This window comes from Streptomyces sp. NPDC002838 (assembly GCF_040295365.1).
Lineage (GTDB): Bacteria > Actinomycetota > Actinomycetes > Streptomycetales > Streptomycetaceae > Streptomyces.
The window spans coordinates 26,133-52,130 of the sequence record NZ_JBEOVF010000018.1 but is presented as its reverse complement, the minus strand read 5'-3'; the positions used below and the strand labels follow the sequence as shown (position 1 = coordinate 52,130).

Annotated in this window: 24 protein-coding genes and 2 pseudogenes; 9 read left to right on the top strand and 17 right to left on the bottom strand. The window is 71.5% G+C overall.

Features of this window, described 5'->3' with window-relative positions; all coding sequences use genetic code 11:
• Positions 1-293 precede the first annotated feature (293 nt).
• Positions 294-2,003: pseudogene (ctaD, locus tag ABT063_RS23080) on the top strand (aa3-type cytochrome oxidase subunit I); the annotation flags it as partial.
• Here ctaD and ABT063_RS23075 read toward each other — a convergent pair.
• From ABT063_RS23075 to ABT063_RS23060, 4 genes are all read right to left on the bottom strand, one after another.
• Positions 2,002-3,042, bottom strand: coding sequence for a helix-turn-helix transcriptional regulator (locus tag ABT063_RS23075; protein ID WP_351059332.1), 1,041 nt, complete (start codon positions 3,040-3,042; stop codon positions 2,002-2,004). The pseudogene ctaD and the gene ABT063_RS23075 sit on opposite strands and share 2 nt — an antisense overlap.
• Before the next feature lie 48 nt (positions 3,043-3,090).
• Positions 3,091-3,894 (bottom strand): hypothetical protein, encoded by an 804-nt coding sequence (locus ABT063_RS23070; RefSeq protein ID WP_351059330.1) that lies wholly within the window; start codon positions 3,892-3,894, stop codon positions 3,091-3,093.
• Between the two features lie 90 nt (positions 3,895-3,984).
• Positions 3,985-5,283: an ABC transporter substrate-binding protein gene (locus ABT063_RS23065; protein WP_351059328.1), complete on the bottom strand. Its 1,299-nt coding sequence runs from the start codon at positions 5,281-5,283 to the stop codon at positions 3,985-3,987.
• Positions 5,252-5,839, bottom strand: coding sequence for an MTB12 C-terminal domain-containing protein (locus ABT063_RS23060; RefSeq protein WP_351059325.1), 588 nt, complete (start codon positions 5,837-5,839; stop codon positions 5,252-5,254). Before ABT063_RS23060 ends, ABT063_RS23065 begins: the two co-directional genes overlap by 32 nt.
• A 135-nt stretch (positions 5,840-5,974) precedes the next feature.
• Here ABT063_RS23060 and ABT063_RS23055 point away from each other — a divergent pair, with 135 nt between their 5' ends.
• The 3 genes from ABT063_RS23055 to ABT063_RS23045 are packed head-to-tail and all read left to right on the top strand — an operon-like array spanning position 5,975 to position 9,836.
• Positions 5,975-6,451, top strand: coding sequence for a hypothetical protein (locus ABT063_RS23055; protein ID WP_351059322.1), 477 nt, complete (start codon positions 5,975-5,977; stop codon positions 6,449-6,451).
• Entirely contained in the window at positions 6,451-9,147 is a 2,697-nt protein-coding gene (locus ABT063_RS23050) for an ABC transporter permease subunit (protein ID WP_351059319.1), read from the top strand. Before ABT063_RS23055 ends, ABT063_RS23050 begins: the two co-directional genes overlap by 1 nt.
• Positions 9,144-9,836 carry an ATP-binding cassette domain-containing protein gene (locus ABT063_RS23045; protein WP_351059316.1) on the top strand — a complete coding sequence of 231 codons (693 nt, stop codon included), beginning with the start codon at positions 9,144-9,146 and terminating at the stop codon, positions 9,834-9,836. The genes ABT063_RS23050 and ABT063_RS23045 overlap by 4 nt, the downstream gene beginning before the upstream one ends.
• Before the next feature lie 90 nt (positions 9,837-9,926).
• Here ABT063_RS23045 and ABT063_RS23040 read toward each other — a convergent pair whose 3' ends face one another.
• Positions 9,927-10,586: a transglycosylase family protein gene (locus ABT063_RS23040; RefSeq protein WP_351059314.1), complete on the bottom strand. Its 660-nt coding sequence runs from the start codon at positions 10,584-10,586 to the stop codon at positions 9,927-9,929.
• A gap of 540 nt (positions 10,587-11,126) precedes the next feature.
• Here ABT063_RS23040 and ABT063_RS23035 point away from each other — a divergent pair.
• Positions 11,127-11,909: a DUF8842 C-terminal domain-containing protein gene (locus ABT063_RS23035; protein ID WP_351059311.1), complete on the top strand. Its 783-nt coding sequence runs from the start codon at positions 11,127-11,129 to the stop codon at positions 11,907-11,909.
• A 78-nt stretch (positions 11,910-11,987) separates the two neighbouring features.
• Positions 11,988-12,353 (top strand): hypothetical protein, encoded by a 366-nt coding sequence (locus ABT063_RS23030; RefSeq protein WP_351059309.1) that lies wholly within the window; start codon positions 11,988-11,990, stop codon positions 12,351-12,353.
• A 50-nt stretch (positions 12,354-12,403) separates the two neighbouring features.
• On the opposite strand, the gene der is transcribed toward ABT063_RS23030, so the two are convergent.
• From der to aroH, 5 genes are all read right to left on the bottom strand, one after another.
• A complete protein-coding gene (der, locus tag ABT063_RS23025; RefSeq protein WP_351059306.1) occupies positions 12,404-13,879 on the bottom strand; it encodes a ribosome biogenesis GTPase Der in 1,476 nt (491 codons plus the stop codon).
• A 63-nt stretch (positions 13,880-13,942) separates the two neighbouring features.
• Complete coding sequence (locus tag ABT063_RS23020; RefSeq protein ID WP_502990872.1) at positions 13,943-14,545, bottom strand: lysophospholipid acyltransferase family protein; 603 nt, start codon at positions 14,543-14,545, stop codon at positions 13,943-13,945.
• A gap of 56 nt (positions 14,546-14,601) precedes the next feature.
• Positions 14,602-15,297 (bottom strand): (d)CMP kinase, encoded by a 696-nt coding sequence (gene cmk, locus ABT063_RS23015; RefSeq protein ID WP_351059300.1) that lies wholly within the window; start codon positions 15,295-15,297, stop codon positions 14,602-14,604.
• 130 nt (positions 15,298-15,427) lie between these two features.
• Entirely contained in the window at positions 15,428-16,513 is a 1,086-nt protein-coding gene (locus ABT063_RS23010; RefSeq protein ID WP_351059297.1) for a prephenate dehydrogenase, read from the bottom strand.
• Positions 16,510-16,872: a chorismate mutase gene (aroH, locus tag ABT063_RS23005; RefSeq protein WP_351059294.1), complete on the bottom strand. Its 363-nt coding sequence runs from the start codon at positions 16,870-16,872 to the stop codon at positions 16,510-16,512. Before aroH ends, ABT063_RS23010 begins: the two co-directional genes overlap by 4 nt.
• Before the next feature lie 184 nt (positions 16,873-17,056).
• Here aroH and ABT063_RS23000 point away from each other — a divergent pair, with 184 nt between their 5' ends.
• The 3 genes and pseudogenes from ABT063_RS23000 (at position 17,057) to ABT063_RS22990 (ending at position 18,291) form a co-directional block, all read left to right on the top strand.
• A complete protein-coding gene (locus ABT063_RS23000; protein ID WP_351059291.1) occupies positions 17,057-17,254 on the top strand; it encodes a hypothetical protein in 198 nt (65 codons plus the stop codon).
• Between the two features lie 55 nt (positions 17,255-17,309).
• Positions 17,310-17,893: pseudogene (locus ABT063_RS22995) on the top strand (DUF6529 family protein).
• Positions 17,890-18,291 carry a Rieske (2Fe-2S) protein gene (locus ABT063_RS22990; protein WP_351059289.1) on the top strand — a complete coding sequence of 134 codons (402 nt, stop codon included), beginning with the start codon at positions 17,890-17,892 and terminating at the stop codon, positions 18,289-18,291. The pseudogene ABT063_RS22995 and the gene ABT063_RS22990 overlap by 4 nt, the downstream one beginning before the upstream one ends.
• 36 nt (positions 18,292-18,327) lie before the next feature.
• Here ABT063_RS22990 and ABT063_RS22985 read toward each other — a convergent pair whose 3' ends face one another.
• The 7 genes from ABT063_RS22985 to ald all read right to left on the bottom strand — a co-directional run bounded on the left by ABT063_RS22985 (position 18,328) and on the right by ald (position 25,502).
• Positions 18,328-19,347, bottom strand: coding sequence for an ADP-ribosylglycohydrolase family protein (locus tag ABT063_RS22985; protein ID WP_351059287.1), 1,020 nt, complete (start codon positions 19,345-19,347; stop codon positions 18,328-18,330).
• A 29-nt stretch (positions 19,348-19,376) separates the two neighbouring features.
• The gene (locus tag ABT063_RS22980; protein WP_351059284.1) at positions 19,377-20,450 is read right to left on the bottom strand and encodes a pseudouridine synthase; all 1,074 of its coding nucleotides are present in this window, start codon (positions 20,448-20,450) and stop codon (positions 19,377-19,379) included.
• Positions 20,450-21,124, bottom strand: a complete 675-nt coding sequence (scpB, locus tag ABT063_RS22975) for an SMC-Scp complex subunit ScpB (RefSeq protein ID WP_351059281.1) — start codon at positions 21,122-21,124, stop codon at positions 20,450-20,452. The genes ABT063_RS22980 and scpB overlap by 1 nt, the downstream gene beginning before the upstream one ends.
• Positions 21,121-22,206, bottom strand: coding sequence for a segregation and condensation protein A (locus tag ABT063_RS22970; RefSeq protein ID WP_351059278.1), 1,086 nt, complete (start codon positions 22,204-22,206; stop codon positions 21,121-21,123). The genes scpB and ABT063_RS22970 overlap by 4 nt, the downstream gene beginning before the upstream one ends.
• 18 nt (positions 22,207-22,224) lie before the next feature.
• Positions 22,225-22,830 (bottom strand): hypothetical protein, encoded by a 606-nt coding sequence (locus tag ABT063_RS22965; protein WP_351059275.1) that lies wholly within the window; start codon positions 22,828-22,830, stop codon positions 22,225-22,227.
• Positions 22,815-23,807, bottom strand: coding sequence for a ParA family protein (locus ABT063_RS22960; protein ID WP_278196802.1), 993 nt, complete (start codon positions 23,805-23,807; stop codon positions 22,815-22,817). The genes ABT063_RS22965 and ABT063_RS22960 overlap by 16 nt, the downstream gene beginning before the upstream one ends.
• Before the next feature lie 570 nt (positions 23,808-24,377).
• Positions 24,378-25,502, bottom strand: a complete 1,125-nt coding sequence (gene ald / locus ABT063_RS22955; RefSeq protein WP_351059269.1) for an alanine dehydrogenase — start codon at positions 25,500-25,502, stop codon at positions 24,378-24,380.
• Between the last annotated feature and the right edge of the window lie 496 nt (positions 25,503-25,998).

Below are 25,998 nucleotides of genomic sequence, written 5' to 3'. Positions count from 1 at the left end.
TAGGCCCTGTCCGGCGGCCGGGGAAGTCCGGGCCCGCATCCCGGGTCACGCGTCCCCCTCCGGTCACGCTTCTGTCACAGAATCACGACACGCGTTTCCGTCGAACTCCGTCACACGTATGGGCGGTTCCCTGCTGGTTCCCTACGCCTTCCGCAGGTAATCGAACGCAATTCCCGCGTGTCTCCACGGCTGTGCGAAAAGCCCGGCGGAAAGTTCCCGGAGAACCGCCCCCGGCCCCCTTTTCCCGCTGATTACGGGCGGGCCGGCGGTAGCCGAGACCACATAGCAAATGCATGGTTCCGGCACAGAACCCCCCGTACGCCCCCTGTCGGAGCGCGCGACGGCGCGAGCATCATGGCGTGAGCTCGCGGGCACGCGTGGCGCGGGCTTCAGCGGGCCCGGGGCGCGACGAGCGAAGGGGCGAGGGAGCGATGGGGACGCAGACCGTGCGGGCGACGGCACGACCCGAGCGGACCACACCTCAGGGGCGGGTGATCGTCGACTGGCTGACCACCACCGACCACAAGAAGATCGGCCACCTCTACCTGATCACGTCGTTCGCGTTCTTCTTGATCGCCGGTGTCATGGCGCTGCTGATGCGCGCCGAACTCGCCCGGCCCGGGCTGCAGCTCGTGGACAACCAGCAGTTCAACCAGCTGTTCACGATGCACGGCACGATCATGCTGCTGCTGTTCGCGACCCCGAGCTTCGCGGGCTTCGCCAACGAGCTGATGCCGCTGCAGATCGGCGCCCCGGACGTCGCCTTCCCGCGGCTGAACATGTTGTCGTACTGGCTGTTCCTCTTCGGCGGCCTGATCGTGCTCGGCTCGCTCGCGGTGCCGTCCGGCCCCGCCGCCTTCGGCTGGTTCGCCTACGCGCCGCTCAACGACTCCGTGCACTCCCCCGGCATCGGCCCCGACCTGTGGATCATGGGCCTGGCGCTGTCCGGCTTCGGCACGATCCTCGGCGCGGTCAACTTCATCACCACGATCATCGGGATGCGCGCCCCCGGCATGACGATGTTCCGGATGCCGATCTTCACCTGGAACACGCTGTTCACGTCGATCCTGATCCTGATGGCGTTCCCGGTGCTCGCGGCGGCCCTGCTGGTGCTGGAGGCGGACCGGCGCTTCGGCTCGCAGGTCTTCGACGCGGCGGGCGGCGGGGCGCTGCTGTGGCAGCACCTGTTCTGGTTCTTCGGGCACCCCGAGGTGTACATCATCGCGCTGCCGTTCTTCGGCATCATCACGGAGATCATCCCGGTCTTCAGCCGCAAGCCGATGTTCGGCTATCTGACGCTGGTCGCGGCGACGATGGCGATCACCGGTCTGTCGATGGTCGTGTGGGCGCACCACATGTTCGCGACGGGGGCGGTGCTGCTGCCGTTCTTCTCGTTCATGAGCTTCCTGATCGCGGTGCCGACGGGCGTGAAGTTCTTCAACTGGACCGGCACCATGATCAAGGGCTCGCTGTCCTTCGAGACGCCGATGCTGTGGGCGGTCGGCTTCCTGGTGTCGTTCCTGTTCGGCGGCCTGACCGGGGTGATCCTGGCCTCCCCGCCGATGGACTTCCACGTCACCGACACGTACTTCGTCGTCGCGCACTTCCACTACGTCGTCTTCGGCACGGTCGTCTTCGCGACCTTCGCCGGCTTCTACTTCTGGTGGCCGAAGTTCACCGGCAAGATGCTCGACGAACGGCTCGGCAAGATCCAGTTCTGGACGCTGTTCACCGGCTTCCACACCACGTTCCTGGTACAGCACTGGCTGGGCGCGGAGGGCATGCCGCGCCGGTACGCCGACTATCTGGCCGCCGACGGGTTCACCGCGCTCAACACGATCTCGACGATCGGCGCGTTCCTGCTCGGCATCTCGACGCTGCCGTTCCTGTACAACGTCTGGAAGACCGCCAAGTACGGCGAGAAGGTCGGCGTCGACGACCCCTGGGGCTACAGCCGCTCCCTGGAGTGGGCGACCTCCTGTCCGCCGCCCCGGCACAACTTCACCGTGCTGCCGAAGATCCGCTCCGAGTCCCCGGCGTTCGATCTGCACCATCCTCAGTACGCGGCCGAGGCTCCTCAGCCCGAGCCAAAGAGCGAGCAAGCCGGTCGCGAGCCGTCCTGACCGCCTCGGTGAGCTCGGCCGGCTCCAGCACCTCGAACTCGAAACCCAGCATCATCACGTGGACCACCATCACGTCGAGGCTCGCGGCGCCGGTGCGCAGGATGCAGCTGTCGGGGGTTTCGGCCTCCAGGTTCCCGGCGGACGGCGAGATCCGCCCGGCGGCCTCCTCGACCGGCACGAGCAGCCGGATGACCGCGTGCGAGGCGTACGCGCGCGTGGAGACGCCCTTGGAGACGTACGCGGCGAGGTCGTCGGCGGGAGGCTTGCGCGGCTGGAAGCGCGCGCCGTGCGGCGGCTTGGGGGTGATGCGGTCGACCCGGAACGTACGCCAGTCGTCACGGTCGACGTCCCAGGCGACCAGGTACCAGCGGCGCTCGGTGCACACCAGGCGATGCGGTTCGACGGTACGGCGGGTGGAGGCACCCTCGTGGTCGCGGTACTCGAAACGCAGTCGTTCGGCGTCCCGGCAGAGGTTGGCCAGCTCGGTGAGGACGGCCGGGTCGACGGCGGAGGGCCTCGGACCGCGCAGCATCGGCACGGTGAAGGCGTTGAGCGCGCTCACCCGGCGGCGCAGCCGGCCCGGCAGGACCTGCTCCAGCTTGGCGAGCGCCCGTACGGAGGTCTCGCCGATGCCCTCGATGCCCTGCCCGGCGGCCGTGCGCAGGCCCACGGCGACGGCGACCGCCTCGTCGTCGTCCAGAAGCAGGGGCGGGAGCTCGGCGCCCGCGCCCAGCTGGTAGCCGCCGCCGGTGCCGGGGCTGGCGTTGACGGGGTATCCCAGCTCGCGCAGCCGGTCCACGTCCCGGCGCACGGTGCGCGGGGTGACGCCGAGGCGCTCGGCGAGGTCGGCCCCGGACCATTCGCGGTGGGCCTGGAGAAGCGAGAGCAGGCGCAGCAGTCGTGCCGAGGTCTCCAACATGGATCCGAGTCTGCCAGCGATTGCGGACAGCCGCTGTCCGCAAGCCCCTCAAGGGGTCAGGGCGGTCACGGACACGGACAGGTCGTTGTCCCGCGTGTAGTACGGCCCCGCCTCCACCGGACCGTACGGCGTCCGCACGCGCGCGCGTGGGTAGGTGAGCACGGGCTTCTTGTCGGCGATGTCGTCGAGCAGCCGCGCGATCCGCACGCGCGGTCCCGCCGCTCCCCCGGGCCGCAGCCACAGGTCCCAGATGCCGGGCGTCAGCCGTGCGTACGCCACCGAGAAGCCGAAGTCGGCGTGGTCGACGGTGACGTCGGTGCGGCGGGCGGGACCCGGGGCGTGCCGGTCGCGCAGTTCGGCGTACGCGTCCTGGGCGAGGGCCGTGCCGTACACGCGCCCGAGGACGGTCAGTTCGGCGTCCCTGAGACGCAGTTCCCCCGCCTCCGCGTGCGGGGCGCGCAGCCAGCTGCGGACGGTGAGGTTGCCCTGCCGGGTCGCGTACGGGATGCGGACGGCGACGTGACCGCGGGAGCCGCTCGGCGTGCGCGCGGCGAGCGAGCGCAGGTCGGTGAGGCCGGGTGCGAGGCGCTGCGGCTCGTCGTCGCCCACGCACACGTAGGCGTCCCAGCGGCCCTCGGGGAGGGCGACGGTGCTGGGCAGGGCGGCGCGCAGCCGGCCGTCGGCGACCGGGGCCAGCGGCAGACTGACCTCCTCGTCCGCGTCGCGTCGGCGCAGCACAAGATGCGCCGCCCCGCTCGCTCCACGCGCGGTGACGTCGAAGGTCAGTCCGCCCGCGGAGTCGGCGACGCAGTCGGCGCGCAACGGTGCGACCCGCGGGGCGGGCATCTTCATGCGGGGCGGTTCCTCCCTCGGTCCCTACTGTCCGGTTAGACCGTCGATCGGGCCTTTTGGTTGCCTGTGACGGCTGTCCTTCCGCCGCCGTCACGGCTGATAGGACAGTTGCGGCACGTCGAAGCACGTGCTGTTCATGTCCCCCTGGGAGACCCATCCCCGGCCGTCCTCCCAGCGGGCCACCGACAGACAGGTCCTGCGGGTCTTCGGCGGTTCTGGCAGCCGCTCGAACGTGACGGGGAGGAGCAGGCCGCCCGCCGTGTATCCCTCGCTGCGGTTGACGAAGTCGTCGACGCACGCGCGCGTGATGCCCGTCTTCGCACACGATTCGGCCGCGTCCGTGAACCACCTCGCCGCCGCCCAGCCCTCCAGCTGCCACTGGGAGTGCGTCTTCAGCCCCTGGGTCGCCTCCCGGAATTCCCGTACGGCCTCGTGCCCGGTGTCCTCGTAGTTGCGGCTGGATCCGGTCGCCCACAGGGCGTTGCGGCAGCGCGGGGCGTCCTCGTAGTCCTCGGGGACGGTGGACGTCCAGTTCTGCACGTTCGTGACCTTGGCGGTCACCTCGACGTCGACCTCGTCCATCGCCTTGCACAGCTGGGCGTTGCCATGGGTGTCGATGGCGTCGAAGACGAGGTCGGCGCCCTGTTCCTTCAGGTCCGCCGCCACGGCACGGAAGTTGGGCAGCACGAAGTCGACCTGCTCGGTGACGACCTGGTAGCCCTCTGCCTTCAGGCCCCGCTCGACGAGTGAGGCGTAGGCGGCGGAGGCGACCTGGTTGTAGGAGACGACGGCGGCCGTACGGGCGCCGTGCTCGCGCTTGAAGTAGCGGTAGACCTCCGTGCCGCCGTACTGCTTGCCGTCCCAGCCGGTCGTGCCGGCGCGGGGCGCGAGGCTGCCGTAGATGCTGTACAGGTGCGGCCAGGTGTCGTAGGCGGCTCCGATGGGCTGGCCGCCGATGTCGGGCACGCGCGCGCGGGAGACGCGGGAGGCGCCCGCGTAGTCGAGGGCGGTGGTGGCGACCAGGGCGACGACCTTGTCCTCGTCGATCAGCTTGTGCACGCAGGTGTTGTTGCCGACACCGCTGCCGCCGTCGTCGCACAGCCGGACCTCGACCCGGCGGCCGTCGATGCCCCCGCGCGCGTTGAGCCGGTCGAAGTAGGCCCGGGCGCCGTCGCGCGGGCCGGTGAAGGCGTTGCCGCCGACCGGGCTGGTGGCGCTGGTGATGATGCCGACGCGGAGGGGCGTGCCGTCGCTCCTCGCGGGCACGGGAGTGCGGTCGTCGCGCTCGAAGTCGCTCTCCGGGAGGCGGCTGCCGCAGGCCGTGCCCAGGGCGAGCAGCAGGACCGCGGCGGCGGCCTCAGCAGCCCGGGATCGGCGACGCGGTCCCATTGCCGCTCAGTTGGACCAGCGCGCACAGCGTCTTGGCGGACACCTTCCAGGTGCCGTCCTGCTCGACGGCCGTCCCCGCCGCGTCGGGCAGGGCGGTGGCGCCCTTCAGGGTCAGCGTGTACGTCACGTTCGCCTCGGTCGGCGAGGTGAACTCGACCTCGGTGACCTGGGCCTGCACCTGCCCGCCGCGTGCGTCACCGCTGAAGGCCTGCAGGACCGGGGCCATCCGGTCGCCGTTCTCCAGGACTGCCTGCTTGTCGTCCAGTGAGGTCGCCGGGTCGAAGAACTTCTGCCAGTTCTGCTTGATCTCCCGCTCGGCCGCCGCCGCGTCGGCGGGCGCCGTCGCGTCCGGAGTCGTCTCGCCCGGAGCCGTCTGCTCGACGGTTGGAGTGGGGGGCGTCTCGCTGCCGCCGCCTCCCTCGTCGTCGCCGCATGACGCGAGGGCCGGGGCCAGGAAGAGAACCAGGGCGGCCACGATCGCCGTACCCCGTCCTGCCGCCCCTGGGCCGCGTCCCCTCCTCGTGTTCCCCCGCCTGAGGTCGCTCCCGAGAACCATCTGGCTCACCACCGGGTGTCGGTCCGGGCCGTGGGCGCCCGGTGCTTTCAGGGTCAGCTTCCAAGAGGCATAGTGCAAGCCATTGGCTGACATGGACAGGCACATGCACTGAAACCCGACGCGTGGGAGCCAGCGATGCGGACAGCCCGACTGCGGACCGTGCACCCCGTCCTCTGGGCCGGCTGGGCCGCGCTCGCCGCGGGTGCGGTCCTGTGTGTCCTCGGCTGGTACGGCGTCTCCGGCGAGCGCTACGCCGAGCGGCAACTGCCCTACCTCGCCTCCTGCACGGTCCCCGGCGCCGCCCTGATCATCGCCGGGGCGGTGCTGCTCACCCATGGCCGGGGCGCGCTCGCCGCCGCGCGCGTGGAGGAGCTGTACGGCCTTCTGGTGGCCGCCGAGCCCGCCGACGCCGAGGAGCCACGCCAGGCGGCGTCGGCGCCCCTGGCGGTCAGCGGGGACCTGCTGATGGTGCCGGGCGGCACACTGTGGCACCGCGCGGACTGCCCGCTGGTCACGGGGAAGGCGGAGGCCGTGCCGGTGGACTCCAAGCTGGTGGCGAGCGGTGAACTGGGTCCCTGCCCGATCTGCGAGCCCGCCGAAGAAACCGACTGATGTCCCCGCTGATGTCTCCGCTCGCCTCCTCGCTGACGTACGACCTCACGCTCGCCGGACTGTCGATCGGCGGCGCCGCCGCGCTCACCGGGATCGGCCTGATCGTGACGTACCGCGCGACCGGTGTGCTCAACTTCGCGCACGGCGCGATCGCGATGGTGTGCGCCTACGTGCTGCGGCAGTGCGTGGTCGAGTGGGGCTGGCCGCTGTGGGCGGGGGCCGCCGTGACGCTGCTGGTGCTGGCGCCGGGCCTGGGCATGGCGCTGGAACGGTTCGTGTTCCGGCCGTTGTCGGTCCTGGGGAGCGATCCCGCGCAGACCCTGGTGGCGTCCATCGGCGTGTTCGTGCTGCTGGTGGGCGGGGCCACGCTGGTGTGGGGCCAGGGGGCGCGGGACGACGCGCCGGAGCCGGTGTCGGCGGAGCCCTGGGGGCAGCTGGCGGTGGTGGCCGTGCTGGCCGTCGGGGTCGCCGCGGTGATCCGCTGGACGCGTTTCGGGCGGGAGCTGCGGGCCGTGGTGGACGACCGGCAGCTGGCCGTGCTCGGCGGGATCGACGCGGACCGGGTGGCCGCGGCGGGCTGGGCCTTCGGCTCGTTCACGGCGGGTCTGACGGGCGTGCTGCTGGCGCCGTACGTGCGGCTGGACCCGTACGGTCTGCCGCTGCTCGTCATGGAGGTGGTGGCGGTCGCGGTGGCCGCGCGGATGCGCAGCCTGACGGTGGCCGTGCTGGTGGCGCTGGGCATCGGGGTGGCGCAGAGCCAGCTGACGCGGCTGCATCCGTCGGGCTGGGGCGAACCGCTGCTCCAGGCGGTCGGCGCGAACCTGTTCGTCGTGGCCCTGCTGGTCGCGGCGTTGGTGCTCCCGCGGATCGGTACGCGCGACGCGCTGCCGCGCACGGCCACCGCGCGCGTGCCGACCCCGCCGGGTGCCTGGATCGTGGCCGTCGTGCTGTTCCTGCTGCCACTCGGCTTCGCGGGCTCGGACCTGCACACGTCGGTCCAGGTGCCGGCACTGGGCGTGGTGCTGCTGTCCCTGGTCGTGGTCACCGGCCGCGGCGGCCAGATCTCGCTCGGTCAGGCGGCTTACGCGGGTCTGGGCGCCCTGTTCACGGCGCTGCTCGCGGCGGGCCGCTTCCCGGGCCTGCCGCACCTGCCGGAGCTGGCGGCACTGGCGGTGGCGGTGGTCCTGGTGGCCCCGCTCGGCCTGCTGACCGGCTGGCCGGCGATCAGCCGCCAGGGCCTGGCACTGGCGCTCGCGACCTTCGCGGTCGGCGTCGGGGTGAGCCGCTTCGTCTTCGCCCAGCCGTATGCCGTCTCCGGTCTGTCGCTGGGCCGCCCGGCGGGCTTCGAAGGAGACCGGGCGTACTACGTCCTGGAGCTGGTCCTGCTGGCGGCCGCGCTGCTCACGACGTGGGCACTGCGCAGGGGCCGCACGGGCCGCGCCCTCGCCGCCATGCGGGACCACGAGGCGGGGGCGTCGGCGGCGGGCGTCCGGGTCCCGTCCCTGAAGCTCCTCGCCTTCGTCTCGGGCGCCGCGCTGGCCGCCCTGGGCGGCGGCATGCTCGGCATGGGCCTGCGCGCCTTCGACCCCGGCGCCTTCGACCCCGTCCGCGGCCTCCTCTGGTTCGCCGCGGTCGTGGTCCTGGGCGCCGACAGCACCCTGGGCGCCCTGGCCGCGGCGGCCCTGCTGGTCGGCCTGGACGCGGGCGCGCGGGGTGGAGTGGCGGCGGCGCTGATCGGGGTGCTGGCGGTGCTGGTGGGGCGTTTCCCCGGAGGGCCGTACGAGGCACTGCGGAGGGCGGCGGGGTACCTGCGACTGCGGCGGCGGGCGGCGCTGACGCCGTTGGGGGCGCGGGTGCGCGGGACTCTGAGGGCCGCCGACGGCGCTGAGCCCCCACAAGGGCCACCCGCACCCGACGACGAAAGCCGCACGGGTGGTGCGGGTGAGAACTCCAACGCGGCCGAAGGCCGCGTGCCCACCCACGCACCGGCACCCGCCTCGGCACCCACCCTCACCGCCCGCCACCTCCAAGCCCGCTACGACGACTTCACCGCCCTCGACGACGTCGACCTGAACGTCCCCCCTGGGCAGGTCACCGCGATCGTCGGCCCCAACGGCGCCGGCAAGAGCACCCTGTTCCACTGCCTCGCCGGCACACACCGCCCCTCACGCGGCCAAGTACTGCTCGGCGGGCGGGACATCACCCGGCTGCCCGCCCACGCCCGCACCCGGCTGGGAATCGCCCGCACCTTCCAGCAACTGGCCGTCTTCCCCTCGCTGACCGTCACCGAGAACGTCCGAGTCGGCGCCGAGCAGGGGCACGTCACCGACCCGTCCGCCGTGGAGCGGGCGCTCAGGCTGCTCGGGCTCGACGGTCCCGTGCGCGCGTTGCCCGCCGCCGACCTGCCCACCGGCACACTGCGCCGCGTCGAACTGGCCCGCGCCCTCGCCGGCGGCCCGCGCGTGCTGCTGCTCGACGAGCCCGCCGCCGGCCTCGACACCGCCGAAGTGGCCGCGCTGACCCGGGTGCTGAGGGCCCTGGCCGCCGACGGCACCGCCCTGCTCGTCGTCGAGCACGACCTCGACCTGGTCGCCGACCTCGCCGACGTCGTGCACGTCATGGCGGTCGGCCGCATCATCGCCTCCGGCCCGCCCGACCGCGTCCTGGACGCCCTCGCCCGCGAGGCCCCCGCATGACCTCCCTGCGACTGCGCCACGCGCGCGTGCGCTACGGCCCCCTGGAGGTCCTGCACGGCATCACCCTCGCCGCGCCCGGCCCCGGTCTCACCGTCCTGCTGGGCCGCAACGGTTCCGGCCGTACGACCGCCCTGCGCGCGCTGGCCGGAACCGTGCCCCTGTCCGGTGGCGCGGTGGTCTGGGACGGCACCGACGTGAGCCGCGTGCCGGCGTTCCAGCGGGCCCGCCGCGGACTGTGCCTGGTCCCCGAGCGGCGGGCGGTGTTCGGCTCCCTCACCGTGCGCGAGAACCTCGAACTCGCCGCCCCGGCCTACGACAGCGCCCTCGCCGCCTATCCGCAACTGGAGCCCCTGCTCGCGCGCCGCGCCGGCACCCTCTCCGGCGGCGAGCAGCGCATGCTCGCCCTCTCCCGGGCTCTGCTGGCACGCGCGCGCGTGGTGCTCGTCGACGAGCCCGCGCAGGGCATGTCGCCCACGGTCGCGGCCCGCACGTACGAACTGCTCGGCTCCCTCGACGCCTGTGTGGTCGTGGCCGAACAGCGGCTGCCGCCCGTACCGCACGGGCGGCCGGCCCTGGTGTACGAACTGCGCCGCGGCGCGGTCGTGTTCAGCGGAGAGGCGGGCGAGTTCCAGCAGCGGGAAGCGGCGGACCGAACAGGGCGGAGGCCGGGGTCGAGCCCATCCGGATGACCGGCGAGGCGGTGCTGCCTGTCACGCCCAGGGGCCCCGCCCGGTCGGCGGGCCGGGCGGAGCCCCGTGCCCGGGACAGGGGAGCGACGCTCAGACTTCGAGGCCCTGCCCGGGCACGATCACATGGGGATCACCGCCGATGACGGCCTTGTTGGCGGCGTAGAGCCGCTGCCAGGTGGTCCCGTGCCGGGCGGCGATGCCGCTCAGCGTGTCGCCCTCGCGGACGGTGTAGTCGCCGCGGGACGAGCCGCGGGTGGTGTGCCCCGTGGAGCGCTCCGGCGCCTTCGGCGGGGCGGACTTCACGGCCGTACCGGATGAGGAGGCGTCAGGCGCGCTCCCGGAAGCCCCGGCCCGCGCCGAGCAGGTCGGCCAGGCGCCCCACCCCTGGGCCCGCTGGACCTTGGTGGCCACGGCGATCTGCTGGTCCTTGCTCGCCTGGTCGGCGGTCGGCGCGTAGGCCGTGCCGCCGTACGCGCGCCAGGTGGAGCCGGAGAACTGGAGTCCTCCGTAGTAGCCGTTTCCGGTGTTGATGTGCCAGTTGCCGCCGCTCTCGCACTGGGCGATGCGGTCCCACACTCCGCTGTCCGCCGCCGCGGCGTTGCCGGTCGCGGCCAGCAGTCCGAGGGGGGCGAGCAGTGCCGCCCCGGCGAGGACCGCCGTCGTACGGGTCTGACTCCGGTTCGGATTCTTGCCGGGGGTCGTCTGCGTCTTACGAACGTTGTCGTGAGTGGTATCGGCACATTCGGACATGTAGTTCCCTCTCCAACGACTCGGGGTCCCCCAAGGCGGTGCGCGACTCCCGGCGTGTCCTACGCGGTCGTCGCGCCCCTCCCCGTCCGCCGGAGGCTGTACTTCTGGCTGGCTTTGCGCGGCCGGCGGACGTACCCGAACGGTGCTCGTTGCACACGGCGGAGGAATCTAGGGAGGGCGACCGACCGGTATCAACCAGCTCCTTGTCATTCCAGGCCAGTTCGCCGTTACCTCCGGTATCGGCGATTTCCGGACACCCACTTCATTCGCCGATTTCCGGATTTGTCGACCAGTCACCATGACGATCTGTGACCCACTTCACCGAACCAACTTCCTCTGATTTCCGAGCAGTTGACGCTGAGTGCCGCATTCCGTACTTCACGTGACCCTGTGCGGTGGATGGTTCGATTCCGTTCGCCGTGGGGCGTGACTCCCGCCACAGATCGCCCGTTGTCTCCTTCATGAGCCCGGGACCCGCCCGGTTCACGGGCCGGGAGCCACCCGGTCCCGCCACGCACCACTTCCCCGAGGGAGCCACCCGTGCCGCGCATGCTCGACGTCAGCAACGAGGTACGCGCCGAGATCGGCGACGAAGAAGCCGACCGGCTGCTCGCCGGAGAGAACGCCCCCGGCAGTTACGACTGCACGTCCTGCCGCACCCCGGGCGACTCCGAACAGGAGCGCACCAGCACCGTCCTGTTCGTCGGCGACGAGACCGCCGTCCTCGCCTTCGCCCACGCCACCTGCCTGCCCTCGCAGGTTGTCCAGGTCACCGAGGAGCAGCTCCAGGGTGCCGTGAAGTCCATCACCGGTGACACGGTCGACCTGGAGCCCGAGAAGATCGCGCCCGAGCAGGCCGTGCTCGGTGTGACCAGCGGACTCGTCCTGATCGCCGGGGAGTTGCACCCCGCCCTGGTGGTCGAGCCGACCGGGCCCATCGTGCGGCCCGGCACGACCGGCGTCGGCGACGACTTCCTGCCGCTGCTCATCGAGCAGGGCTTCATGCCGGTGACCGCGATTCATTCCACGCCGTCCGTGCTGCACGGGTGGTCGGTGCTGTTGGCCATGGGCCAGCTGCACGCGGTGCTTCAGCCTTCGGCGAATGGCGGGCAGCCGATCGCCTGGTGGCAGGCGCACCAGCCGTTGCAGGTGACGGAGCCGTGGCGGGCCGCCGCCAACAAGCACCAGCAGGTGCTGTTGTTCGCGGCGCCGGTGGGGTCCATCGGGCGGCAGCCTCGAGAGGACCTGCTGCGGGACGCGCTGGACAAGGCGGCGGCGAACGGGAAGTTGGTTGCGGCGGCGCTGCCGCTTGCGGGGACGTGAGTGCGCCTCCCGTCACGGGGCTGCGCGTAGGGCGTGGCCCAGCCGCATCCCTTCGACCTCAGGGTCGTTTGGACATACGTGCACACCTACGACGTTCCCCGCCGCCAGTTCCAGCCGCTGCCGTTTGCGCGAGTGGCTCAGGATCCTCTGGGTGGCCCATCGGCCACGCCGATCTACGACGCGCTCTACGCCGAGTACGTCAAGTCCTTCCGCTCGCTGCCGGGTGACCGCAGCGGCGAGGAGGAGCTGGGGTTCACCGCCTTCGGGAACATCCCGCACAGTACGGGCTCGTTCAGCAACTCGTACAGCGCCTACAGCACGGGGGCGTACAGCGCCCGCCAGCAGTCGCAGTGGCAGCGCGTGGGACAGATCGGGCAGCAGCACAGCACCGGGATGCACCACGTTCCGGCGGCGCTGCCGCCCGGGCCGCGCAGAGGCGTCTGAGGCATGAGGAAGGGCGGCCCCGGTCGGGGCCGCCCTTCCTCATACGTGCGTCACTTCTTCCTGCCGCGCTTCTCGCGCACCCGCACCGAGATGTGGATCGGCGTCCCCTCGAAACCGAACTCCTCGCGCAGGCGGCGCTCGATGAAGCGGCGGTAGCCCGCCTCGATGAAGCCGGACGCGAAGAGCACGAACCGCGGGGGCCTGGTGCCGGCCTGGGTGCCGAAGAGGATGCGGGGCTGCTTGCCGCCGCGGATCGGGTGCGGGTGGGCGGCGACCAGCTCGCCGAGGAAGGCGTTCAGCCGGCCCGTCGGGACTCGGGTCTCCCAGCCCGCCAGGGCCGTCTCGATCGCCGGGACGAGCTTCTCCATGTGCCGTCCGGTGCGCGCCGAGACGTTCGCCCGGGGCGCCCACGCGACCTGGCCGAGCTCGGTCTCGATCTCCCGCTCCAGGTAGTAGCGGCGCTCCTCGTCGAGGGTGTCCCACTTGTTGAACGCCAGGACGATCGCGCGGCCCGCCTCGACGGCCATGGTGACGATGCGCTGGTCCTGGACCGAGATGGACTCGGAGGCGTCGATGAGGATGACGGCCACCTCGGCCTTCTCGACGGCGGCGGCGGTGCGCAGCGAGGCGTAGTAGTCGGCGCCCTGCTGGAGGTGGACGCGCTTGCGGATGCCCGCCGTGTCGACGAACTTCCAGGTCACTCCGCCGAGTTCGATCAGCTCGTCGACCGGGTCACGGGTGGTGCCGGCGATTTCGTTGACGACGACGCGCTCCTCGCCGGCCACCTTGTTCAGCAGCGAGGACTTGCCGACGTTCGGGCGGCCGATCAGCGCGATGCGGCGCGGGCCGCCGATCGCGGTGCCGAAGGTCTGCTCAGGCGCGTCCGGCAGGGCCTGAAGGACCTGGTCCAGCATGTCGCCGGTGCCCCGGCCGTGCAGCGCGGAGACGGGGTACGGCTCGCCCAGGCCCAGGGACCACAGGTAGGCCGCGTCCGCTTCGCCGCTCGGGCCGTCGACCTTGTTGGCGCACAGCACCACGGGCTTGCCGGCCTTGCGCAGCAGTCGTACGACCGCCTCGTCGGTGTCGGTCGCGCCGACCTTGGCGTCGACGACGAACACGACGGCGTCGGCGGCCTCGATCGCGTACTCGGCCTGCGCGGCCACGGAGGCGTCGATGCCGAGGACGTCCTGCTCCCAGCCGCCGGTGTCGACGACCTTGAAGCGGCGGCCCGCCCACTCGGCCTCGTAGGTGACGCGGTCGCGGGTGACGCCGGGCTTGTCCTCGACGACGGCTTCGCGTCGGCCGATGATGCGGTTCACGAGCGTCGACTTGCCGACATTCGGACGGCCCACGACGGCGAGGACGGGCAGCGGGCCATGTCCGGCCGCCTCGATCGCGCCCTCGACGTCCTCGATGTCGAAGCCCTCTTCCGCGGCGAGCTCCATGAACTCCGCGTACTCGGCATCGCCAAGCTCTCCGTGCTCGTGCTCCCCGCCCGAGCCGTCGGAGTGGATCTGGTCGTTCATGAAGTCCGTACCTCGTTCATCGTGGTGATCGGTGGAACACCCGGAGTTTTCCGGATTGGTCCACTACTCAGTGTCGCCCGGGCGGCCGGTCAGCCGCCTGGCGTTTTCCAGGTGCGCGGTGAGCTGCTTCTGGATGCGTTCGGTCGCCTCGTCGAGCGCCTTGCGCGTACGCCGTCCGCTGCCGTCGCCCGCCTCGAAAGGGTCGCCGAAGACGACGTCGACCCGGCTGCGCAGCGGAGGCAGCCCCTTTATCAACCGTCCCGGCCGGTCGGAACTTCCCAGCACGGCGACCGGGACGATCGGTGCACCGCCTCGTACGGCGAAGTACGCGAGCCCGGCGCGCAGCGCGGCGAAGTCGCCCTCGCCCCGGGTGCCCTCCGGGAAGATCCCGAGGACGCCGCCGCCCGCCAGCACACCCAGCGCCCGGGTGATCGCCGTACGGTCGGTGGTGTCGCGGTCCACCTTCACCTGCCCGATGCCGAGCAGGAAGGGATCGAGCGGTCCGACGAACGCCTCCTTCTTGATCAGGAAGTGCGTCGGCCGGGGCGCCACACCCATGACCATCGGGCCGTCGATGTTGTGGGAGTGGTTGACGGCGAGGATCGCCGGGCCGGTCGCGGGGACCCGCCAGGCGCCGAGCACGCGCGGCTTCCACAGCCCGTACATCAGGCCGACGCCGATGCGCCGCCCGACCTCGGCACCCCGCGCCGAAGGCAGTTCGCTCACTTCGCGGCCCGCTTCTCCTCGACGAGCGTGACGACGCACTCGATGACCTGCGCCAGCGTGAACTCGGTGGTGTCCACCTCGACCGCGTCGTCCGCCTTGGCGAGCGGCGAGGTCCTGCGGCTGGAGTCGGCCGCGTCCCGCTTGATCAACGCCTCGCGGGTCGCGTGGACGTCGGCGCCCTTCAGCTCGCCGCTGCGGCGGGCGGCCCGGGCCTCCGGGGAGGCGGTGAGGAAGATCTTCAGGTCGGCGTCGGGCAGCACGGTCGTACCGATGTCCCGGCCCTCGACGACGATGCCCTGCTCGGCGGAGGCCGCGAGCGACCGCTGCAGCTCGGTGATCCGGGCGCGCACCTCGGGCACCGCGCTGACCGCGCTGACCTTGGAGGTGACCTCGTGGGTGCGGATCGGACCGGCCACGTCGGTGCCGTCGACCGCGATCGTCGGGTTCGCCGGGTCGGTGCCGGAGACGATCTCGGGCTTGCCGGCCGCGGCGGCGATCGCCGACGGGTCGTCGATGTCGATCCCGTTGTTCACCATCCACCAGGTGATCGCCCGGTACTGGGCGCCGGTGTCCAGGTAGCTCAGACCGAGCTGCGCGGCCACGGCCTTGGACGTGCTCGACTTACCCGTGCCGGAGGGACCGTCGATGGCGACAATCACTGACGGGACGGTCCGGGCGGCGCCGTTTTCCACAGGGGGACACCTTCCTGGTGCGGTGTGGTGGGGTGTGCGGGGCGCGCATGTGCCCCGCACAAGGTTACTGGCTCCCCGGGACCCCTCTTACAGGCGGATGATCCGGAGGATCACTGCGCGGTGCGAGTGATCACTGCCGAATCGACCAGCCCCGCTCCCGCAGCGCCGCCGTCAGGACGGGCGCCGCCTTCGGCTCCACCATCAGCTGCACCAGACCGGCCTGCTGCCCGGTCGCGTGCTCGATGCGTACGTCCTCGATGTTGACCCCGGCCATCCCCGCGTCCGCGAAGATGCGGGCCAGCTGGCCCGGCTGGTCGTCGATGAGGACGGCCACGACCTCGTACGCCCGCGGAGCGGACCCGTGCTTGCCGGGGACGCGGACCTGGCCCGCGTTGCCGCGCCGCAGGACGTTCTCGATGCCCGCGGTGCCCTCCAGGCGCTTGGCCTCGTCGGAGGCCTGCAGGGCCCGCAGCGCCCGGACCGTCTCGTCGAGGTCGGCGGAGACGTCCGCGAGGAGGTCGGCGACCGGACCGGGGTTGGCGGACAGGATGTCGATCCACATCCCGGGGTCGGACGCGGCGATCCGGGTCACGTCCCGGATGCCCTGCCCGCACAGCCGTACGGCCGCCTCCTCGGCGTGCTCCAGGCGCGCGGCGACCATGCTGGAGACCAGGTGGGGCATGTGGGAGACCAGGGCGACGGCGCGGTCGTGGGCGTCCGCGTCCATCACCACCGGAACCGCCCGGCAGTGCGAGACCAGTTCCAGAGCCAGGTTCAGCACCTCGGTGTCGGTGTCCCGGGTCGGCGTCAGCACCCAGGGGCGGCCCTCGAAGAGGTCGCCGGTCGCGGCCAGCGGGCCGGACTTCTCGCGGCCGGACATGGGGTGCGTGCCGATGTACGACGCGAGGTCCAGGCCCAGCGCCTCCAACTCGCGGCGCGGGCCGCCCTTGACGCTGGCCACGTCGAGGTAGCCGCGGGCCACGCCCCGGCGCATGGCGTCGGCGAGCACCCCGGCCACGTGGGCGGGCGGGGCGGCGACGATCGCGAGGTCGACGGGAGCGTCGGGCGCCTCGTCGGTGCCGGCGCCGAGCGCGGCGGCCGTACGGGCCTGCTCCGCGTCGTGGTCGGCGAGGTGGACGACGACGCCCCGCTGGGACAGGGCGAGGGCGGCCGACGTACCGATGAGGCCGGTTCCGATGACGAGTGCGGTTCTCACTGGGCGATGTCCTTGCGCAGGGCGGCCGCGGCGCCGAGGTAGACGTGGTTGATCCCGCTGCGGGGCCGGTCGGACTCGATGTGCGCGAGAACGCGGACGACGCGGGGCAGGGCGCCCTCGATGTCCAGTTCCTGGGCGCAGATCAGCGGGACGTCGACGATGCCGAGCTTGCGGGCCGAGGCCGCCGGGAAGTCGCTGTGCAGGTCGGGCGTGGCCGTGAACCAGATGCTGATCAGGTCGTCCGAGGTGAGGTCGTTCCGCTCCAGGATGGCGCTGAGCAGGGCTCCGACCTGCTCGTCCATGTGGCCGGCCTCGTCCCGCTCGAGCTGGACGGCGCCCCGGACCGCTCGTACCGCCACGGCGTTGCTCCTCGCTGATGTGCGTATCGGCTCTTTGTCCGTCCAGCCTAGTCAGCCCCCGTCGGGCCGGTGCGCCGCGCCCGCCCGCTGAGACGCCCGCCGGGCGGGAACACTCCTGTGCGCCTGTGGACGCCGGGCCACCGGTCCGCTCGCATGGCAGAAAGTCGCCTCAGGGGAGGCCCGTATGAACGAACCGCCCCCGGCCACGGTGTCACCGGCGCCCACGACGCCGACCCCGTCTCCGCTCCCGACGAGAACCCCCGTATCGAACGCCGACTACGCGGGCCGTATCGACGACGATTCCTCCGCCGTCGACATCGACGGCGCGCCCTCGACTGCGCCGCGCATCGCCCCGGAGACCGGTGCGGTGACGGTCGACTGACAGCAGCTCACGGCACGCCCGGCAACCCCCTGATCCCCTGCTCACGGGAGCGATCATGACCGTCGACCCGAACGCCGCCACCCAGGACTTCCCCTCCCCCGAGCCCACGCACCGCCGACCGGGTCCCGCCCGCTACCTGGTCCCGGCGCTCGTCGCCGGCGCGGTGGCGGTCGCCTGGGGGCGTACGGCAAGGTCCACGAGCCGGCGGGGAACGCCTTCGACCTCGTCGGCTTCGACAGCACGGGGACGGTGAAGTCCTGGCTGGCGACGACGGCGTTCCTCTTCGCGCTCGTCCAGGTGGTCTCGGCGGCGATGGTGTACGGCAAGCTGCCGGGCCCCCGCTGGGCACCGGCACCGCACCGCTGGTCGGGTCGCGCGGCGTTCCTCGTGTCGGTCCCGGTCGCGGTGCACTGTCTGTACGCGCTGGGCTATCAGACGTACGGATCACGCGTTCTGTGGCACTCGCTCCTGGGTTGTTTCTTCTTCGGTGCCTTCAGTGCCAAGATGCTGTTGCTCCGCTCGGAGCGACTCCCGGGCTGGTTGCTGCCGATCGTCGGCGGCCTGGTCTTCACGGCCTTCACGATCACCTGGCTGACATCGGCCCTCTGGTTCTTCCGCACCTTCGGAGTGACGACATGACTCAAGGCCCGACGCGGCGCACGGTTCTCCTCGCGACGGGCGCGGCGGCGCTCGTCGCCGGATGCGGCGACCGCGGCGACGACTCCGGTGCGTCCCCGTCCGTCTCCCCCGGCCAGGAGCTGGCGAAGACGAGCGACATCCCGGTCGGCGGCGGCACGATCTTCAAGGACGAGGGCGTCGTCGTCACCCAGCCGGCGCAGGGCGAGTTCAAGGCCTTCACCAACATCTGCACCCATCAGCGGTGCCCGGTGGCCAGTGTTTCCGACGGCACCATCAACTGCACCTGCCACGGCAGCAAGTTCTCCATCGCGGACGGCGCGGTGACCAGCCCTCCGGCGACCAAGCCGCTGCCCGAGAAGAAGATCACGGTGGAGGGGGACTCCATCCGCCTGGCGTGACCGCCACCCGTCCGCCGCCCGTCCGCCGCCGTCCCGTCAGGCGTCCCAGAGCGCCCCGAGCGTCACCAGCTCGCCCCGGTACTCGATCCGGTCCGCCCACTCGGCCGGCCAGACCTCCCCGCCCAGGTGCGCGCCCGCGAAGGCACCCGCCAGGCAGGCGATCGAGTCGGAGTCGCCGGAGGTGCAGGCGGCCCGGCGCAGGGCCGTCACCGGCTCGTCGGGGAAGAGCAGGAAGCACAACAGGCCGGTCGCCAGCGCCTCTTCGGCGATCCAGCCCTCTCCGGTGGCCAGGCACGGGTCGGTCTCCGGCGAGGGAGTGCGCAGGGCGTCCTGGAGCCGGTCCAGAACCCCCAGGCACTCGTCCCAGCCACGCGCCATGAAGAGCTCGGGGCTGGGGTCCTGACCGCGCGTCCACAGGTCGCCGAGCCAGCGCTCGTGGTAGTGGGTGCGGTTCTCGTGCGCGTACGACCGCAGCAGGTCGACCAGCCCGGCCGGCTCGGCGCCCTGCGCGAGCAGTCGTACGGCGTGCGCGGTGAGGTCGGACGCGGCGAGCGCCGTCGGATGCCCGTGGGTGAGCGCGGACTGCAACTGAGCGGCACCCGCGCGCTGTTCGTCGCTCAGCCCGGGGACGAGCCCGACGGGCGCGACGCGCATGTTGGCGCCGCAGCCCTTGGAGCCGATCTGGCTGGCGTCCTGCCACGGCCGGTCCGCGTGTTCCAGCAGAGCACAGGCCCTGAGGCAGGTGTTGCCGGGCGCGCGGTTGTTCTCCGGGGAGCGGTTCCACGCGATGAACTCCAGGCGCACCGCCTCCGCCATGTCCTCGGGCCCGAGCACCCCCCGGTCCATGGCCGTCCGCAGCCCCCGCCCGAGCGCCAGCGTCATCTGCGTGTCGTCGGTGACCATCCCGGACGCCGGCAGCTCCAGCTCCCGCCAGGGCCCGTACCTGTCGAGGATCGACGGCACGCTGTGGAACTCGGTCGGATATCCGAGGGCGTCCCCGAGGGCGAGGCCGATGAGCGCCCCCGTGGCGGCGCGTTTGGTCGGAGTCGTGATCATGGGAGAACCCTAGGGCCTGCCGACAGGGCCTAGAGGTCGACCTCCTGCATCAGCATCCCGACCTCCGTGTTCGACAGCCGTCGCAGCCAGCCCGATTTCTGGTCGCCCAGGGTGATCGGCCCGAAGGCGACGCGGACCAGCTTGTCGACCGGGAAGCCGGCCTCGGCCAGCATGCGGCGCACGATGTGCTTGCGGCCCTCGTGGAGGGTGACCTCGACCAGGTAGTTCTTGCCGGTCTGCTCGACGACCCGGAAGTGGTCCGCGCGCGCGTAGCCGTCCTCCAGCTGGATGCCGTCCTTCAGGCGCTTGCCCAGGTCGCGCGGGATCGGGCCGACGATGTGCGCGAGGTAGGTCTTCTTCACGCCGTACTTGGGGTGGGTCAGCCGGTGCGCCAGCTCGCCGTGGTTGGTGAGCAGGATGACGCCCTCGGTCTCGGTGTCGAGCCGGCCGACGTGGAAGAGCCGGGTCTCGCGGTTGGTGACGTAGTCACCGAGGCACTGCCGGCCCTCGGGGTCCTCCATCGTGGAGACCACACCGGCCGGCTTGTTCAGCGCGAAGAACTGGTACGACTGCGTGGCGACCGTCAGGCCGTCCACCTTGACCTCGTCCTTCTCCGGGTCGACCCGCTTGCCCTGCTCCAGGACGATCTCGCCGTTGACCTCGACCCGCGCCTGCTCGATCAGCTCCTCGCAGGCCCGCCGCGAGCCGTATCCCGCGCGCGCGAGGACCTTCTGCAGCCGCTCGCCCTCCTGCTCGGCGCCCGGGAAGGTCTTGGGCAGCTTGACGTCCTTCTTGCCCGCGTACCGCTCGCGGTTGCGCTCCTCGGCCCGCGTCTCGTACTCACGCGAGGTCGCCGGAGCCGTCCGCCCGCGCTGCTGGGGCTTCTTCGGTCCGCCCTTGGCACCGCCGCGGGCCGCGCCGCCGCGCCCCGACTTCGGGCCCTCCGGGGAGGCGCCGGGGCCCACGTCGTAGCGGCGCTCCTCGGGGCGGGGCTTGCGGGGACGGCCCTGACCCTGCCCCTGCCCCTGCTTCTGGTCCCTGTTGTTGCCGGCCCCGCGGTGGTTACCGCGCCCGCCGCTCTTGCCGCTACCGCTGCTTCGCATCAAAGTTCCGTCGTCGTCGTATCAGGCATGGTCGACGTGGGACCGTCGTCCGCGTCCGGAGCATCCGGATCGAACGACGGTACGGCTTCCTGGGTCTCGGCCTCGATCGCCTCCGCCTCCGGGAGGAAGGGCGCGAGCTCCGGGAGCTCGTCCAGACCGCGCAGGCCCATCCGCTCCAGGAAGTAGTTCGTCGTCCTGTACAGGATCGCACCTGTTTCGGGTTCCGTGCCCGCCTCCTCGACCAGACCGCGCTGCAGGAGGGTACGCATCACGCCGTCGCAGTTCACTCCGCGCACCGCCGAGACCCTGCTGCGGCTGACCGGCTGGCGGTAGGCGACGACCGCGAGCGTCTCCAGCGCCGCCTGGGTGAGCCGGGCCTGCTGGCCGTCCAGGACGAAGCCCTCGACGGCCGCCGCGTACTCGGGACGGGTGTAGTAGCGCCAACCGCCCGCGATCAGCCGCAGTTCGAAGCCCCGCCCCTGCACGGTGTACTGGTCGGCCAGCTCCCGCAGCGCGTCCGCGATCTGCCGCTTGGGCCGCTGGAGGATCTTCGCCAGGTGCTCCTCGGTCGCGGGCTCGTCCACGACCATGAGGACGGCCTCCAGGGCCGGCTTGAGGTCGAGGTCGGCGACGGTCCGCAGCCCGGCCGGAACCTCGGTGGTCTCCTCGCTCACGCCTTCTTCTCCTTGGCTTCGTCCTTGGGCTCCTCGGGCGGCCGGTCGAACTCGTCGGTCACCGTCGGCGTCTCGTCCCCGTCCCCGCCGGTCCAGCGCACGAGCAGCTCACCGAGGGCGGTCTCCTGCTCCAGCGCCACGGCCTTCTCGCGGTACAGCTCCAGCAGGGCCAGAAAGCGCGCTACGACGGTCAGGGTGTCGTCGGTGTCCTCGACGAGCGCGCGGAAGCTGGCCTCGCCGAGCTCCTTCAGCCGTGCGACGACGATCCCGGCCTGCTCCTGCACGCTGACCAGCGGCGCGTGGATGTGGTCGACGTACACCTGCGGCTTGGGCCTGGGCTGCATCGCCTTGACGGCGAGCTTGGCGAACCCTTCCGCGCCGATTCTGATGACGACCTCGGGCAGCAGCTCGGCGTGGTGGGGTTCCAGTCCGACGGTACGGGGGTAGCGCCGGGCCTCCTCGTCGAGCCGTCCGCCGAAGATGTCGGCGATCTGCTTGTACGCGCGGTACTGGAGCAGCCTCGCGAACAGCAGGTCCCGGGCCTCCAGCAGGGCCAGGTCCGCCTCGTCCTCCACTTCGGCGGAGGGCAGCAGCCGGGCGGCCTTCAGGTCGAGCAGCGTGGCCGCGACCACCAGGAACTCAGTCGTCTCGTCCAGGTCCCAGTCCGGCCCCATCGCCCTGATGTGCGCCATGAACTCGTCGGTCACCTTGGACAGGGCGACCTCGGTGACGTCCAGCTTGTGCTTGGAGATCAGCTGGAGGAGCAGGTCGAAAGGGCCCTCGAAGTTGGCGAGCCGGACCTTGAAGACGCCGTCGTCGGGGTCTTGGGGTTCGGCGGGTTCGGGCTCACTGCGAGGTACTTCGGGTGCCGGTTCCGGAACTACGACCTCGGGTTCCGCCTCCGCCGGAATCGGTGGCTCCGCTACGGGAGGCTCCTCATCAACAGAAGCCTGAGGCTCCTCCACCGGAGCCACCGGAGCCACGGGTTCCAGAGGAACCGACGCCGCTCCTGGTCCCCGCCCCAGCGCACGCCGACGACCGGCAGGGACGCCGGAGCCCGAGGGAACGTCGTTCGAGGTCATAGCCCCCGCAGGCTACCGCTACCGCCCACGAAGCCGTCGTACGAGGATGCTGGCATCCCCCCGGGTCTCCAGATCCGCGAGCACCACGGCGACCGCCTCACGGACGATCCGCCCGCGGTCGACCGCCAGCCCGTGCTCACCCCGGAGCACCAGCCGCGCGTGCTCCAGATCCATGAGCTCCTCGGCGGACACGTACACCGTGATCTTCTCGTCGTGCCGCTCCCGCCCGCTGGGCCGCCGCGCGGCGGCCCGTCCGCGCTTGCGCGGCGCAGCGGACGTCGCTGGGGTCGCGGACGTCGCGGAACCCGCGGCAGAACCTTCCTGCGCCCCCTGACGTCGCCCGGAGCGGTCCGCAGCCGCACCCCGGCTGCGGGACTCGCCGGCCTCGGCCGGTTCCGCGTCGGTCGCCACATGCTCCGCGCCGTCGCCGTCACCGCCCTGCGCGGGCACGGACTGCGGTGCGTCCTCGGAGGACGCGCCCGCGGCCCCGTCGGACTCCCCCGCGGGAGCCGGCACCCGGGCCTCGCCGTTGGCCTGGCGCCGGGGAGTGGACGCCTGGAGCGCCATCCCCCCTGTCGTACGGAACAGTTCGTCGGCCCCCGGCAGACTCACTCGGCGTGACACCGGGCGAGCACCTCCCTGGCCAGCTGACGGTAGGCGGCGGCGCCGACGGAGTTGGAGGCGTACGTGGTGATCGGCTCACCGGCGACCGTGGTCTCCGGGAAGCGGACCGTGCGCCCGATGACCGTGTGGTAGACGTGGTCGTCGAACGCCTCGACGACCCGCGCGAGCACCTCGCGGCTGTGCACGGTGCGCGAGTCGTACATCGTGGCGAGGATCCCGTCGAGCTCCAGCTCCGGGTTGAGCCGTTCCTGGACCTTCTCGATGGTCTCCGTCAGCAGTGCGACACCGCGGAGGGCGAAGAACTCGCACTCCAGGGGCACGATCACCTTGTGCGCGGCCGTCAGGGCGTTGACGGTGAGCAGGCCGAGCGAGGGCTGGCAGTCGATCACGATGTAGTCGTAGTCGGCCATGAGCGGCTTCAGGGCGCGCTGGAGCGTGGACTCGCGCGCGACCTCGCTCACCAGCTGGACCTCGGCGGCGGACAGGTCGATGTTGCTGGGCAGCAGGTCCATGTTCGGGACCGCCGTCTTCAGGAGCACCTCGTCGGCCGCCATGCCCCGCTCCATGAGCAGGTTGTAGACGGTGAGGTCGAGCTCCATCGGGTTGACACCGAGACCGACCGACAGCGCGCCCTGCGGGTCGAAGTCCACGAGCAGCACCCGGCGTCCGTACTCCGCGAGAGCGGCACCCAGGTTGATGGTCGACGTCGTCTTGCCGACGCCGCCCTTCTGGTTGCACATCGCGATGATCTTCGCGGGTCCGTGATCGGTCAGCGGGCCCGGGATCGGGAAGTACGGCAGCGGGCGCCCGGTCGGGCCGATGCGCTCGCGGCGCTGGCGGGCAGCGTCGGGCGCGAGCGTGGCCGCGTACTCGGGATCGGGCTCGTACTCGGCGTCGGGGTCGTAGAAGTGCCCCTCGGGCAGTTCGTCGTAGTCGGCGAAGTGGTTGTGGGGCGCGCCACTTCCGTCGCCGGCCATGGCGTTCACGTGATGGCCATCCATGCTCTGGTGTGCTGGCTGAGTCACAATCGACCTCTGGTGACTCTGGTGGGCTGCGAAGGTGCGCACCGCGACGGAGCCGACAGCCTCGAACCCCGCGGAGCCCTGGGCCCGTGCAGGCGTTCCTGGTTGACCACCCCCGGGAGAAAATGTCGACTCATTCACAAGTCGTCTTACCTCCTTGGTGACCAGGAAACTTCTAGACAGGTCAGCGTGGCACCATGCCGACGGTTGGCGACTCTATGGCGTGTCGGGCGTCCGCAGCAACACAATCCGCCGGACCCGGCAGGATGTGTCGGCAATGAAACATCCCTCTGTCAAGGGCGTACGGCCGTCGCACGGTGGGTTTCACCGGTGTACGAATCGGTTCAAGGGTTACGTTCGAGGCGAGTTGACCGAGAGTCGCAAAGTGACCATACACACATCCGGCCGGACCTTGTCGGGCAAGGTCCGGCCGTATGTGTGCCGTTGACGACCAGTGTTGACGTATCGCCTTTTACCCAATGGTGACTTAGCGGTTCGGCCACGCGGGGGTCAGTCGACGCGGGCTCAGCCGAGCAGGGACTCGAGCTCCACGTGCTCCAAGCCGTGCGCCTCCGCGACCTCCCGGTAAGTCACCTTGCCGTCGTGGGCGTTGAGGCCCCTGGCGAGCGCGGGGTCGCGGCGCAGCGCGTCCACCCAGCCGTGGTCGGCGAGTTCGACGATGTAGGGCAGCGTGGCGTTGGTGAGCGCGTAGGTGGAGGTGTTGGGCACCGCGCCGGGCATGTTGGCGACGCAGTAGAAAACCGATTCGTGGACCTTGAAGGTCGGATCGGCGTGGGTGGTCGGGCGGGAGTCCTCGAAGCAGCCGCCCTGGTCGATCGCGATGTCGACAAGGACACTTCCCGGCTTCATGCGCGACACGAGCTCGTTGGTGACCAGCTTCGGGGCCTTGGCGCCCGGGATGAGGACGGCGCCGATGACGAGGTCGGCCTCCAGGCAGGCCTTCTCCAGTTCGAAGGCGTTGGAGACGACGGTCTGGATCTTCGTACCGAAGATCTTGTCCGCCTCCTTGAGCTTGTTGATGTCCTTGTCGAGCAGGGTGACGTGGAAGCCCATGCCGATGGCGATCTGCGCGGCGTTCCAGCCGGAGACGCCGCCGCCGATGACGACGGCCCGGCCGGCCAGCACGCCCGGGACACCGCCGGGCAGCACACCGCGGCCGCCGTTCGCGGCCATCAGGTGGTAGGCGCCGACCTGCGGGGCGAGGCGGCCCGCGACCTCGGACATGGGGGCGAGCAGCGGGAGCGCGCGGCCGGGCAGCTCCACCGTCTCGTATGCGATCGCGGTGGTGCCGGACTCGACGAGGGCGTCCGTGCACTCCTTGGAGGCGGCCAGGTGCAGGTAGGTGAAGAGCGTCTGGTCCTTGCGGAGGCGGTGGTACTCCTCCGCGATGGGCTCCTTGACCTTCAGCAGCAGGTCGGCGGTGGCCCACACCTCGTCGGCGCTCGGCAGGATCTGCGCGCCGGCGGCGATGTACTCGTCGTCCGTGATCGAGGAACCGACACCGGCGTTGTGTTCGACGACGACCTGGTGGCCGTGGCGCACCAGCTCGTGCACGCCGGCGGGGGTGATGGCCACCCGGAACTCGTTGTTCTTGACCTCGCGGGGGATGCCGACCTTCACGTCGATCACGGTCCTTGGCTCAGAGGGTGTGGGGCATTACAAGACATACCCAGGCATGCGCGGGCACACCGGGAGACACCGCAGGAGAAGGTGCGGCAGAGCCAGTCTAATGAAGGTGTTCCCGCTGTCTAGCCTTTCATTGCATCAACCTTCAGCGGATGTACTGCGGATTTCGCAGGCGTTAGCGTCGTGTTCCGGGTCATCGAGGGGTCCCGGCTCCGGATCGGGCTTCATTTCCGGCCCTTGTCGGGCTCTGCCTCCGGCCCCGTCCCGGGCTCCGCTTCCGGCTTCGTGCCCGGCCCCGTGTCCGGCTTCGTGCCCGGCTCCGTGTCCGGCCCCGTGCCCGGCTTCATGCCCGGCCCCGTGCCCGGCTCCGTGCCCGGCCCCGTGCCCGGCTCCATGCCCGGCCCCCTGCCCGGCTCCATGCCCGGCTTCATGTCCGGCCCCGTATCCGGCTCCGTGCCCGGCCCCGTGCCCGGCTCCGTGCCCGGCCCCGTGCCCGGCT

Coding starts and splice junctions, on each gene's coding strand:
- ABT063_RS23045 (WP_351059316.1), top strand. CDS start 9,144: ATGACCTCCCTGCGACTGCGCCACGCGCGCGTGCGCTACGGCCCCCTG.
- ABT063_RS23050 (WP_351059319.1), top strand. CDS start 6,451: ATGTCCCCGCTGATGTCTCCGCTCGCCTCCTCGCTGACGTACGACCTC.
- der (WP_351059306.1), bottom strand. CDS start 13,879: ATGAACGACCAGATCCACTCCGACGGCTCGGGCGGGGAGCACGAGCAC.
- ABT063_RS23075 (WP_351059332.1), bottom strand. CDS start 3,042: ATGTTGGAGACCTCGGCACGACTGCTGCGCCTGCTCTCGCTTCTCCAG.
- ABT063_RS22985 (WP_351059287.1), bottom strand. CDS start 19,347: ATGATCACGACTCCGACCAAACGCGCCGCCACGGGGGCGCTCATCGGC.
- ABT063_RS23060 (WP_351059325.1), bottom strand. CDS start 5,839: ATGGTTCTCGGGAGCGACCTCAGGCGGGGGAACACGAGGAGGGGACGC.
- ABT063_RS23040 (WP_351059314.1), bottom strand. CDS start 10,586: ATGTCCGAATGTGCCGATACCACTCACGACAACGTTCGTAAGACGCAG.
- ABT063_RS22990 (WP_351059289.1), top strand. CDS start 17,890: ATGACTCAAGGCCCGACGCGGCGCACGGTTCTCCTCGCGACGGGCGCG.
- ABT063_RS23000 (WP_351059291.1), top strand. CDS start 17,057: ATGAACGAACCGCCCCCGGCCACGGTGTCACCGGCGCCCACGACGCCG.
- ABT063_RS22970 (WP_351059278.1), bottom strand. CDS start 22,206: ATGACCTCGAACGACGTTCCCTCGGGCTCCGGCGTCCCTGCCGGTCGT.
- ABT063_RS22960 (WP_278196802.1), bottom strand. CDS start 23,807: ATGGCCGGCGACGGAAGTGGCGCGCCCCACAACCACTTCGCCGACTAC.
- ABT063_RS23055 (WP_351059322.1), top strand. CDS start 5,975: ATGCGGACAGCCCGACTGCGGACCGTGCACCCCGTCCTCTGGGCCGGC.
- ABT063_RS23020 (WP_502990872.1), bottom strand. CDS start 14,545: ATGTACGGGCTGTGGAAGCCGCGCGTGCTCGGCGCCTGGCGGGTCCCC.
- ABT063_RS23065 (WP_351059328.1), bottom strand. CDS start 5,283: ATGGGACCGCGTCGCCGATCCCGGGCTGCTGAGGCCGCCGCCGCGGTC.
- ABT063_RS23070 (WP_351059330.1), bottom strand. CDS start 3,894: ATGAAGATGCCCGCCCCGCGGGTCGCACCGTTGCGCGCCGACTGCGTC.
- ABT063_RS22980 (WP_351059284.1), bottom strand. CDS start 20,450: ATGCGAAGCAGCGGTAGCGGCAAGAGCGGCGGGCGCGGTAACCACCGC.